The sequence below is a fragment of the Domibacillus epiphyticus genome (assembly GCF_001975785.1).
Lineage (GTDB): Bacteria > Bacillota > Bacilli > Bacillales > Domibacillaceae > Domibacillus > Domibacillus epiphyticus.
In genome coordinates, this window is the sequence record NZ_MSFI01000036.1 from 1 (window position 1) to 11,389 (window position 11,389).

An 11,389-nucleotide genomic window follows, 5' to 3' on the forward strand; every position below is an offset into this window, starting at 1 on the left:
CTGCCTAATGAAATAACCGTGTCTAACTTTTAGGGGTCACTCCACAACTAAAAAATTGATCGATAAGGGGTTTTTCTCAATCTTTCCTTATTCTTCAGACAGTAAAGACCGTTTAACCGTTTCTTCAAGAGGGGTCGGTGTTCCGATGAGCTTTTGAAGATCTTCTGACGTTCTTGATATCTCTCCTTCAGAAATCGCTTGATAGATACCTGAAAACATGAACACCAGATGTTCAGGAAGACCCGCTTTTTTAAGAATTTCTATTTCTTCCTCTAAAGAAACCGCTTTGTGGACAATTGTTTTCCCAGCAATATCTGAAAGAATTTGAGCAAGAGTATCAAAACTCCACGTTTTATGAGCAACGAGTGTATACGTCTTATTTTCATGCCCATCTTCGACTAAAACCGTTGCCGCGGCAAGTGCCAAATCGTTCCTTGTTACCGTATTTAGCCGTCCTTTCCCTGTATTCGTCACAACAGCTCCGTTTTCTACTGATGCACCAAGAGCAGGATTAACAAAGATTTCTGTATACAGAGAGTTGCGAAGAAATGTAAAAGGGATCGCTGTTGTCCGAATCGCTTGTTCTGTCGCCAGATGGACGTGAGCAAGTGCAATGGTTGACTCTTCCGCGAAGGCATAGCTCGTATAAACAATATGTTTCACACCTGCGTCTCTCGCTGCTTTCACAACGTTCGCATGCTGCACGATCCGTCGTGTATCATCATTGTACGGGCTCGAGACAAAAAATAGTTTATCCACACCGGCAAATACATTCTCCAGCGTATCTGGATGGTCATAATCCCCATGGCGTACTTCCACTCCAATATCAACGAGTGATGAAGCTTTTTCTTTATCGCGGACAACGGCGATGATGTCATCCGCCGCTACATGTTTATTTAAAAGATGTTGAATCACACGGCTTCCCAGCTGACCCGTTGCACCGGTAATAGCAATTGACATAGACTTGACCTTCCTTCTATTGAAAAATTCAAGATGTCCATAGTATGAACCTTAGTGATGCAACGTATGTGAAAACAACAGGCGTTTATTCTACCTATTGAATACCCGCCATTAGTGCAAAATAGATGGAAATAATGAGGAGTACGCTCAAGACGAATGAAACTGCCGCTGCTTTTTTGAAAAATGACCAAAAAATAAGGAGCAAGAACACAGCTGATATAGTAAATAAAGAAATGTTCATAAAATTTAACTCAAACTGAACAGGCATGGCCGGTGCTGTTCCACCAAAGAAATAATGAAACAATGGAGAAACGCCATTATTTTTTACTGTAGCTTCAACTTCTTGAGGAGGCTCTTGCTGCCCTAGAAAAGCAGTAACTGAAAAAATTAGCAATAATACAAGACTTTCAGCTCGAACCCAAGGTATCGGGCGAAAGCCTCCCTCTTTTTGCATTCGTGTTTTCGTCCAATACCCATTTATAAAGGCAAAAATCAAAATAGGAAAAACGGCAATGTGCTTTACTAACAACGCTTGACCATAGTTCAGCATCCATGAGTTTGCGTAATCCTTTAGATCAAAAATATTGGTCATCATCAGAAAACCGGATAACATTGTCAGTCCGAAACAAACCATCGCTACGGGTGAAAACCATTTTAAGAACGCTAGCCAATTTTCTTGATCCTTTGAAAACCAGCTGACAATCATTAGGATTCCCATCCATGCACTTACGGCTGTGAAGTGAATAGAATGACCCATAAAACCAATCCACCCAGCTGCGGACGCAGGGTGGCTGGCCCATCCAATTGTAAAGATGAGAATAAGAATGATTACAATGGAAACGGTTGACTGCCGTTTACTATTTAAAACAGGGAAGAGTGAAACGAACAATAAAAAGAAAATCGAAATAATGAATGTGAATATCCACGCCTTCCCGATTTCAAAGGTAAATAAAATATCTTGTATTTGTAAAGAAATCCCCCCGTTGCTAAAGAGCGCAGAGGCCAAATAAGCAACCGGCATGCATGAGAATATGATGATGCCGAATATCGGTAGCTGAACGAAGCATTTATGAATATAAATGGATGGTTTTTTAGTCGACGGAATCAATTGTATGAGAAATGTTCCCATTAAAAAAGAAAAACAGACATATAATAATGTTTCCGTAAGATATAGCGTGTAAATCATTTTTTCCCTTTTCTGCCTAACAAGATCATGATGATGATGGCAGCCAGTACCAAAATCCCAATAACCAGTACCGTGTTCGGGCTAAAACTTGAATCGCTCGTTTTTGTTGCCTCATCTTTACTTGGTGATTGATCTACTTTAGATTCTTCTGCCGTTGGCGATGGATTCGTTTCTTTTACCCCGATTTCAGGATCTATACTTTCTTCATCTGTTTTCACTATCGATACAGTAAACTTATATTCACCATCAATAAGATGCCCATCTTCCCCAATAATTTCCCAATTAACAGTGTAGTTCCCGTTTTCTAACGGTTCTGGTGTCACACCGCTTAATGTGTTGCCATCCAATCGAATATCCTCTAGAGGAATTTCATTTTCACCTTCAGCCTGTAATGAAAGTGAGCTTCCCTCCTCTATTACAGTTTCAAATTCCAGCGTAATGTCTTGAATGTCCTTTGTAACCGTTTGTCCATTTGATGGAGAAGAACTATCTAATCCCGTATGTGCAGATACGGAAGACGTAAAAGCGGACAGGAAAAAGAATAAAACAAATAATGACTTTTTCATAGTAATGAACCTCTTTCTATTTTGTCGGCGAACATGATATACTCCTTTTGGGTAAATAACCCCTCTTAGTATTCAAGTTTACGTTTTAAATGTGAGAAAAGTATGAAGGTTTTAAGGAGGTTTTGTATAGATGAATCCGCAGCTCACTAAACATGTGGGAAAACATGAAAAAAATCCATAAATGGGAGAAACCAGCCTATTGGTTTCTCCCATTTCACCATTCCGCTTCCTAATTAATTACAATGGCTGCCACCTGAACACTCTTCTTCCCCTTCCTTGTCAATTTGGATCGTGACGTGATGAAGATGGAATTCAACGTGGAGTAGTTTTTTTGCTTTTGATAATACGGATTGTTCATTTTCGTCCTGCGCGACCACTAAATGACAGCTTAAGGCTGGAAAGTCGGATGTAATAGACCATATGTGTAAATCATGAACACCTTTCACTTCAGTTAGCGATAGGAGGCGGTCCTTAACTTGTTGAGCATCCATATTCAAGGGAGCACCTTCCATTAAAATATGAAAGGAATCTCTTGTTACACGGTAACCACTAATAATAATCAAGAACGCGACAACCATACTCGCAATCGGGTCTGCAAGATACCATCCAAAAAACATAATGAGCAGCGCTGCGATGATGGCTCCAACAGATCCGAGCATATCTCCTATAACGTGCAAGAAAGCACTTCTCACATTTAAATTCTCATTTTTATCCCCTCTCATGAGAATAAATGCAGCCGCAATATTCACAATCAATCCGATAGTAGAAATCACCAGCATCCCCGTGCTGACAACCTCTGGTGGATTCATTATTCGCTGGTACGCTTCAAAAAAGATATAGAGTGATATCGCAATGAGTGTAATTCCATTTATAAATGCAGCAAGTATCTCAAATCGTTTATAACCATACGTTTTTTTGTTGGATGCAGCTTTTTTCCCAACCGTTAATGCAGCGTAGCTAAGACCCAAAGCAGCAGCATCACTTAACATGTGTCCGGCATCGGATAGCAAAGCCAGACTGTTTGTCATAAGACCGCCAATAAATTCTACAATCATGTATGTACTGATTAACATGAATGCCCATTTTAAAGCGGACTTGTTGCTGCTGCCGTGGTGGTGATGACCGTGGCTATGCGAATGAGAATGACCCATAATCGCTTACACTCCTTTTTACTTCTTCAAAGTGGAATACAAGAAAAAAACATCATACCCCATCTTATTCTCCTTTATTTTTTTCGAGCCTTTAAATGCAAAAGCACCATAAAAATGCTGATCAGTGTAAAAGCTGTTAGCGCTAAAAACGGAATCGTGACAAAGCCAAACCAATTAATGTACTGCACATTACATGGAACACCTTGAACACATGGCTTCACTTCCGCAAAACCCGGCACCTTTTGTACAAGGTAATGATAGAAAGAGATTGAACCTCCAATAAGAGACAACGGAAGTACATACTTTTTTAGATGAATGTCGTTGTAAAATGCCGCTATTCCTAAAATTATCGCTAAAGGATATATAAAGATCCGCTGAACCCAGCATAGTTCGCATGGAACAAAACCTTTTATCTGACTGAAATACAAACTTCCCAGCGTAGCGGCAACCGAAACGATCCAAGCGGCGTATAAAGCATATTTTTGAATAAAGGAGTCTTTTGATGGATTACTCATCGTTCCTTGATCCTTCTTCAATCAAAGATTCAATTTTTTCATAATCAAACGGATCTTCAAGCATAACCCCGTCAATAATGATAGTTGGCGTAAACGGAACATTAAACTCCTGTACTAAACCATCATCTTTGCTGACATCTTCAGCTACAGATGTACCTTCAGTATTTAAATCTGCTTCCAGCTGAGCAAGGTCAACATTCGGTGCTGTTTCTGCTGCTATTTCTTTCATCTTATCTACTGTCACCCACGCGTTATCTTGTTCCTGTGTAGCAGGCTGCGCGTCAAATACTGCTTTATGGAATGTCCAAAAATTTTCAGGATCTTGATTGTAGACGGACTCGGAAGCTAGAGATGCGATAATCGATTCTTCTCCGTGAAATAACACATTGATATATGAAAATTTCGCTTTTCCCGTGTCTACATAGTCTTCGATCAATTTAGGATATACCGTTTCTCCCCACTGTTTGCATGATGGACATTTATAATCGCCAAACTCCACAATCGAAACAGGTGCACCGGCATCTCCCAAAGTCGGCTGTCCCTCAATAGGAGGATGCCCCTTACTGCTCATTGTTTGATCCGTTTTCTGACCTGTTTCATCCTCCCTGTTCAAAAATAAAACAAGCCCAACGACCGCTGCAAAAAGAATAAGCGTCGAAATCACGACTTTTTTACTGTTTTTCATAATCTACCTCCACTTTTCTCTATATGTTTGGCAATATATTCAGCATCTTCTCCAACACCTAGAAGAAGGGCGGAACCGCGCCGGTACTGCCATGGCAGGCCTAAGTAATATAACCCTTCTATTTGTGAAACCCCTCTTTTATGTATGGGCTGCCCCGCATCATCCAGCGCTCCTTCCATTTCCATCCACTCGTAATCCAAAACAAAACCTGTGCACCAGATAATATTTTGGACTTCAAGCATTGACTGATCCTGAAACCGGATCATTGAGTCTTTTCCTTCAACAACCCTTTTCTTTTGCACCACTGCCCCGCTGGCTAGTGCATCTTTCAATTCGGTACCGATAATTGGATCACTACTTGCCCGAATCCTTTTTCCAATCCACGAATCGCGTGGGGCTTTATAAATACCGGCCTTGTCAAACCACCAAAAAATACTCTTACTGCCGATTTTCAATGGTAAAAACTTTATTTTTTGACTAGTTGATAAGTACGTTTCCCGTTTATTGGACAATTCCAGGGATATTTGTGCCCCGCTGTTGCCGCCCCCTATGACTAATACATTCCCTTCTATAAGATCACCAGGGTTCCTGGCTGAAGAATGCAGCTGCAGGATTTCTGGTGATACATTTCGGGCTATATCCGGAATATAGGGCTTCTGAAAAGGACCGGATGCGATGATGACATGCTCCGCTTCATACATTTTAGTATTCGTCTCAATCTGAAAACGGCTGTGTTCTCTCCAGAGGCGTGTTACTTCCGTCTGGTGCTGAATCGGCAGCTGAAACAACTCTGCATACTTCTTTAAATAATGAGCGATTTCATCTTTTACCGGGAACCCGTTTGGATCTCCTTCCAGTTGCAGGCCGGGCAATGAACTATACATTCTTGGTGTAAACAAAGCCAAAGAGTCATATCGCTTCCTCCATTCATCCCCAACATGTTCATTTTTATCTAAAATGATAAAAGATTGATTTAATCGTTTCAGATAATATCCTATTGCCAGTCCTGCCTGTCCTCCACCGATAATCACTGTCTGGTACATACAAACAACTCCTATCTTCTTCAACGAGACATGCAAATCCATACTACCTGTTTACTATTTGTTTGACGTAACGAATACAAATGAAGTAACTCTTGTTGTTAGGGGTGTTACGATGATCGGATTGCCTTTTTTACTAAGCTTCTATCTCTTCCTTGGGATAAACATTGGAGCGCTTACTGCTTTTGTTCTTTATAAGATTCCTAAGCTGAAAGCGCAGCACTTGTATTTTCTTTGCGGTTTCGTTTTAATTGCCTTACTTGTTCTAGAGTTGATTCCCCATGCAACGCAGGAATATGGATTGATAAGCGTTTTGTTTGGCGCCTCATTGGGTGTGCTGATCTGTTTATTCCTTCACGGTTTGTTTGAACGCCTATCGCCATCTAAAGCCTATCAGCCGTCTTTATTTATCATCGTCGGGATTGCGGTTCATAATATCCCGGCTGGTTTAGCCATTGGCACGGCTCTGGATAATGAATTACTATCAGCATCCTTCATCGCAGCCCTACTTCTTCATCAAATCCCGGAAGGTTTAGCAATAATGGCTTCTTTACTTCTTTCAGTAGGAGAACGCCTTCCCTTTCTGCTCTTTTTTATCACCAGCATTCTTTTGTCGGGCACCTTTCTTGTTTTTTCAAACATAGGACAATCTATGGCTGTACCTTTAAGGTTTAATGGGGTCATTTTCGGTATCGCTATTGGCTTTTTACTCTTTACCGCTTTGTGGGACTTTTTATTAAAGAAACACAGTTGATTCTTAAAAAGCATCGGCAGCTGACTTCCAGACACACTTTTTGGACCAGCTGCTTATTCATTTTCTAAACCTGTTCATCTGCCTCGTCTAAACCTTCATACCCCTCATTTTTAAAGTTCATTAACAACTCGTTTCCATCGATGACTTGTCCATCTTCTTTTAATTCGTTTCCTATGTACTTATTTCTCTTCTTTTGTTACACCCTTCAACATTTCCCAGGGGGTTTTCTTCCTATTGTACCAAGCAAGATAAAACAATAAAATAATCATTTGAATGTACAATTGACAATTTTTCAAACCCATCATACACTAAAACAATACAATCAAACAAGTATTTGAATGAAGGGGATATATATGGCTGATAAAAAGATTAAACAAGCTGCCGACACATGTGAAACAACATGTTTTAATGAGGAAGTAGTAATACGTGTGCAGCCAAAAATGGATAATGTAAACGGCGTTGAATTACTGTTCAAAGCAATGTCCGATGCCACACGTTTGAAAATTGTGTACGCTTTAACTTTAGAAGAAGAATTGTGTGTGTGTGATGTAGCTCAAATTATTGGCTCCACAACAGCTACGGCCTCCCATCATTTGCGTCTTTTACGAAATATGGGATTAGCTAAATATCGTAAAGAAGGAAAAATGGTCTATTACTCTGTAAAAGACGATCACATCCATCAGTTAGTCCGCATTGCGCTTGAACATTCCAGAGAGGATTGAAAACGATGAGCGAAATAAAACATGTCTATCGTCTGCAAGGACTTTCCTGCACCAACTGTGCAGCAAAGTTTGAAAAGAATGTACGAGACATCGATACCGTGGAGGACGTGCAGCTGAATTTTGGCGCTTCAAAAATCTCCATCGTCGGTGAGGCCTCTGTAGAACAATTAGAAGCAGCCGGTGCATTTGACGGCATTAAAGTCCTTCCAGAACGACAAAAATATACAGAAGAAAAAGCCCCTTTTTGGCAAAAGCGTGCAAATAAACTCACAGTGGTTTCCCTGTTCTTTTTGATTTTCGGTTATATCTCCAGTTTTACAATCGGTGAAAGCAGTCCCGCAACGATCGCGGTATTCGCTCTTTCCATCCTCATAGGCGGTTACGATCTATTCAAAGTGGGTTTGAAAAATTTAACCCGGTTTGAATTTGATATGAAAACGCTTATGACAGTAGCCATTATTGGGGCAACTATTATTGGAGAATGGGGTGAAGGAGCAGTTGTCGTCTTCCTATTTGCTTTAAGTGAAGCATTAGAGGGTTATTCAATGGATAAAGCACGCCAGTCCATACGATCTTTAATGGATATTGCACCGGACACCGCGATTATTAAGCGCGGAAAAGATGAATTTGAAATCGCAGTCGAAGATATACAGGTCGGCGATATCATGGTCATTAAGCCGGGGCAAAAAGTGGCGATGGATGGCCAAGTTTTGCGCGGCCAATCGTCCATAACCCAGGCGGCGATCACAGGAGAATCGATTCCTGTCCATAAAGAAATAGGAGATGAAGTATTCGCCGGATCTTTAAATGAAGATGGATTTTTGGAAGTGAGGGTAACGAAACTTGCCGAGGACACAACCATCGCCAAAATCATTCATCTAGTGGAAGAAGCACAGGCAGAGCGCGCCCCTTCTCAGCAATTTGTCGATAAATTTGCAAAATACTACACACCCTCCATAATGATTATCGCGCTTCTAGTTTCCGTGATCCCTCCTCTATTTATAGGGGGCGATTGGGCAGAATGGATTTACCGCGGTCTGGCAGTACTTGTCGTTGGCTGCCCTTGTGCACTCGTCATCTCCACCCCTGTTGCGATTGTCACAGCGATCGGAAATGCGGCCAAAAATGGGGTGTTGATCAAAGGCGGTATTCATTTAGAAGAAACAGGTCGTTTGAAAGTCATTGCTTTTGATAAAACCGGTACGCTGACAGAAGGAAAGCCAGAAGTTACAAACATTGTCTCCTTGTCGAATATGAGTGAAAATGAAGTTTTGGCCATCTCTGCCGCGATTGAAACATTCTCGCAGCATCCTTTAGCATCAGCTATTCTTCGTAAAGCAGCTAAGAAAAAAGCAGCAGCGTACACGGCTGATGATTTCCAATCATTTACAGGAAAAGGAGCGAAAGCCGTCATAAATAAAACCGTTTATTGTATCGGCAGCCCTAAACTATTTGAAGAAATGCTGTCCATCCCTCCGAATGTTCAAAATCAAATTAACCGCCTTCAATCTCAAGGAAAAACAGTCATGCTGGTTGGAACACAGGAAGAAATTAAAGGCTGCATTGCAGTAGCAGATCAGGTGCGGAAAAGCAGCCTATCTATTATTCAAAAACTGCGTAAGCTTGGCATTGAGAAAACCGTTATGTTGACCGGTGACAATAAAGCAACCGGAAATGCAATCGGCACCCAGCTGGGATTAAGTGAAGTTAAAGCTGAGTTAATGCCGAAGGATAAGCTCGAATGTATCAAATCACTTCGGGAGCAGAACGGTAAAGTCGCGATGATAGGAGATGGCATTAATGATGCCCCTGCGCTGGCAAGCGCGACAGTTGGGATTGCAATGGGCGGAGCTGGAACCGATACGGCGCTGGAGACAGCCGATATTGCGCTAATGGCGGATGATTTAGAAAAATTACCGTATACCATTGCCCTAAGCCGTAAAACACTTATTGTGATTAAACAAAATATCGCCTTTGCTTTTGGTTTAAAGTTACTGGCATTGCTGCTGATTATTCCAGGCTGGCTGACACTTTGGCTTGCAATCTTCGCAGATGTGGGATCTACATTGCTCGTCGTTTTAAACTCGTTACGCCTGATGAAAACGAGATACAAGTAATTATAATCAGATGGTGGATTAACAAAAGGAATTGAAAAAGGTTAGGAATTCATCCTAACCTTTTTTCATTATCCAAATCATTACTCCTTTCTTTCCTATTACTTCTTGGAAACGTTTATCATTTGACCCACTTGCTAAAAGTAAGTGGATACAAAAAAGACCCTCAACATTTTGTCGAAGGTCTAGCCGAAAGGTATTTTATATACCGGTGGCCGGGGTCGAACCGGCACTCCCGTGAAGGAACTGGATTTTGAGTCCAGCGCGTCTGCCAATTCCGCCACACCGGCAATACTTAATTGAGAAAAATAGCAGTCTCAATTGTTTCCATATTGAAAGATGGTGGAGGGGGGCAGATTCGAACTGCCGAACCCGAAGGAGCGGATTTACAGTCCGCCGCGTTTAGCCACTTCGCTACCCCTCCATATTAAATACTCCTATGAAGGTTATAATTCATAAGAGGAATAATCCTGTAACTATACAAATGTTATATCATCTGCTTTAGGAACCGGAGAATAATGGGCCTGAATGGACTCGAACCATCGACCTCACGCTTATCAGGCGTGCGCTCTAACCAGCTGAGCTACAGGCCCATTATAATATAAATGGAGCGGGTGATGGGAATCGAACCCACGACATCAGCTTGGAAGGCTGAGGTTTTACCATTAAACTACACCCGCAAAGACAAAAAAATGGGGCGACTAATGGGAATCGAACCCACGAGTGTCGGAGCCACAATCCGATGCGTTAACCACTTCGCCATAGCCGCCATAATTAAAATGGTGGCTCAGGACGGATTCGAACCGCCGACACAAGGATTTTCAGTCCTTTGCTCTACCAACTGAGCTACTGAGCCTTAATAACAAAACTACTATGATACTTTTATTCTGCGCTTAAAGCAGTGCAATGGTGTACATTTTTGTGTACGCTATCCACTGAATTGGTTAAGGGAAATTAAATGGCGGTCCGGACGGGACTCGAACCCGCGACCTCCTGCGTGACAGGCAGGCATTCTAACCAACTGAACTACCGGACCAATTTATAATTTTGTCAATACCTCTTGGCAGTGTGCAACTTAAACTTCTAATTTCGAGATCTTGTCATAATTAAAAATAATGGAGGAGGAAAGGGGATTCGAACCCCTGCGCGGTTTGACCCGCCTGTCGGTTTTCAAGACCGATCCCTTCAGCCAGACTTGGGTATTCCTCCGTTGCAATAAAAACTAACAACCGGATAGATAAATTTTAAACCGGCACTTCGAATAAATGGTGGAGCCTAGCGGGATCGAACCGCTGACCTCCTGCGTGCAAAGCAGGCGCTCTCCCAGCTGAGCTAAGGCCCCGTTTTATCAGTAAGTTATTAGAAGATCGGGAAGACAGGATTCGAACCTGCGACCCCTTGGTCCCAAACCAAGTGCTCTACCAAGCTGAGCTACTTCCCGTTTATATGGCGCGCCCGAGAGGAGTCGAACCCCTAACCTTTTGATCCGTAGTCAAACGCTCTATCCAATTGAGCTACGGGCGCAATTATTCATTTTTTCACATAATAAAATGGTGCCGAGGACCGGAATCGAACCGGTACGGTAGTCACCTACCGCAGGATTTTAAGTCCTGTGCGTCTGCCAGTTCCGCCACCCCGGCACATCATTCGGCTATTGGAGCGGAAGACGGGATTCGAACCCGCGACCCCCACCTTG

Annotated in this window: 10 protein-coding genes and 12 tRNA genes; 3 read left to right on the forward strand and 19 right to left on the reverse strand. The window is 42.0% G+C overall.

The window, feature by feature from the left end:
* Positions 1–87: 87 nt before the first annotated feature.
* The 7 genes from BTO28_RS16400 to BTO28_RS16430 all read right to left on the reverse strand — a co-directional run bounded on the left by BTO28_RS16400 (position 88) and on the right by BTO28_RS16430 (position 6,106).
* Entirely contained in the window at positions 88–960 is an 873-nt protein-coding gene (locus tag BTO28_RS16400; protein ID WP_076768276.1) for an SDR family oxidoreductase, read from the reverse strand.
* Between the two features lie 94 nt (positions 961–1,054).
* Positions 1,055–2,146: a copper resistance D family protein gene (locus BTO28_RS16405; protein WP_076768279.1), complete on the reverse strand. Its 1,092-nt coding sequence runs from the start codon at positions 2,144–2,146 to the stop codon at positions 1,055–1,057.
* Complete coding sequence (locus BTO28_RS16410; protein WP_076768282.1) at positions 2,143–2,712, reverse strand: copper resistance CopC family protein; 570 nt, start codon at positions 2,710–2,712, stop codon at positions 2,143–2,145. Before BTO28_RS16410 ends, BTO28_RS16405 begins: the two co-directional genes overlap by 4 nt.
* A gap of 233 nt (positions 2,713–2,945) precedes the next feature.
* Positions 2,946–3,863: a cation diffusion facilitator family transporter gene (locus BTO28_RS16415; RefSeq protein WP_076768284.1), complete on the reverse strand. Its 918-nt coding sequence runs from the start codon at positions 3,861–3,863 to the stop codon at positions 2,946–2,948.
* Positions 3,864–3,937: 74 nt separating this feature from the next.
* Complete coding sequence (locus BTO28_RS16420; RefSeq protein ID WP_076768286.1) at positions 3,938–4,378, reverse strand: disulfide oxidoreductase; 441 nt, start codon at positions 4,376–4,378, stop codon at positions 3,938–3,940.
* Positions 4,371–5,063, reverse strand: a complete 693-nt coding sequence (locus BTO28_RS16425) for a DsbA family protein (RefSeq protein ID WP_076768288.1) — start codon at positions 5,061–5,063, stop codon at positions 4,371–4,373. Before BTO28_RS16425 ends, BTO28_RS16420 begins: the two co-directional genes overlap by 8 nt.
* Positions 5,060–6,106, reverse strand: coding sequence for a flavin-containing monooxygenase (locus tag BTO28_RS16430; RefSeq protein WP_076768290.1), 1,047 nt, complete (start codon positions 6,104–6,106; stop codon positions 5,060–5,062). The genes BTO28_RS16425 and BTO28_RS16430 overlap by 4 nt, the downstream gene beginning before the upstream one ends.
* Positions 6,107–6,218: 112 nt before the next feature.
* On the opposite strand from BTO28_RS16430, the gene BTO28_RS16435 reads away from it, so the two are divergent.
* From BTO28_RS16435 to BTO28_RS16445, 3 genes are all read left to right on the forward strand, one after another.
* On the forward strand, positions 6,219–6,857 hold the full coding sequence (locus BTO28_RS16435; RefSeq protein WP_076768292.1) for a ZIP family metal transporter: 639 nt from the start codon (positions 6,219–6,221) through the stop codon (positions 6,855–6,857).
* Between the two features lie 353 nt (positions 6,858–7,210).
* Positions 7,211–7,579: an ArsR/SmtB family transcription factor gene (locus BTO28_RS16440; RefSeq protein ID WP_076768294.1), complete on the forward strand. Its 369-nt coding sequence runs from the start codon at positions 7,211–7,213 to the stop codon at positions 7,577–7,579.
* A gap of 5 nt (positions 7,580–7,584) precedes the next feature.
* Positions 7,585–9,696: a heavy metal translocating P-type ATPase gene (locus BTO28_RS16445; protein ID WP_076768296.1), complete on the forward strand. Its 2,112-nt coding sequence runs from the start codon at positions 7,585–7,587 to the stop codon at positions 9,694–9,696.
* A 203-nt stretch (positions 9,697–9,899) separates the two neighbouring features.
* Here the strand turns inward: BTO28_RS16445 and BTO28_RS16450 are convergent.
* The 12 genes from BTO28_RS16450 to BTO28_RS16505 all read right to left on the reverse strand — a co-directional run bounded on the left by BTO28_RS16450 (position 9,900) and on the right by BTO28_RS16505 (position 11,333).
* A tRNA-Leu gene (locus BTO28_RS16450) sits at positions 9,900–9,983 on the reverse strand.
* A 50-nt stretch (positions 9,984–10,033) separates the two neighbouring features.
* A tRNA-Tyr gene (locus tag BTO28_RS16455) sits at positions 10,034–10,117 on the reverse strand.
* A 95-nt stretch (positions 10,118–10,212) separates the two neighbouring features.
* Positions 10,213–10,286: transfer RNA gene (locus BTO28_RS16460), tRNA-Ile, on the reverse strand.
* Between the two features lie 13 nt (positions 10,287–10,299).
* Positions 10,300–10,373, reverse strand: a tRNA-Gly gene (locus BTO28_RS16465).
* Between the two features lie 13 nt (positions 10,374–10,386).
* A tRNA-His gene (locus BTO28_RS16470) sits at positions 10,387–10,462 on the reverse strand.
* 11 nt (positions 10,463–10,473) lie between these two features.
* Positions 10,474–10,549: transfer RNA gene (locus BTO28_RS16475), tRNA-Phe, on the reverse strand.
* Positions 10,550–10,652: 103 nt separating this feature from the next.
* A tRNA-Asp gene (locus BTO28_RS16480) sits at positions 10,653–10,729 on the reverse strand.
* An 80-nt stretch (positions 10,730–10,809) separates the two neighbouring features.
* A tRNA-Ser gene (locus tag BTO28_RS16485) sits at positions 10,810–10,902 on the reverse strand.
* A gap of 57 nt (positions 10,903–10,959) precedes the next feature.
* Positions 10,960–11,035, reverse strand: a tRNA-Ala gene (locus BTO28_RS16490).
* A 25-nt stretch (positions 11,036–11,060) separates the two neighbouring features.
* Positions 11,061–11,134: transfer RNA gene (locus BTO28_RS16495), tRNA-Pro, on the reverse strand.
* Positions 11,135–11,140: 6 nt separating this feature from the next.
* A tRNA-Arg gene (locus tag BTO28_RS16500) sits at positions 11,141–11,217 on the reverse strand.
* 27 nt (positions 11,218–11,244) lie between these two features.
* Positions 11,245–11,333: transfer RNA gene (locus tag BTO28_RS16505), tRNA-Leu, on the reverse strand.
* Positions 11,334–11,389 lie beyond the last annotated feature (56 nt).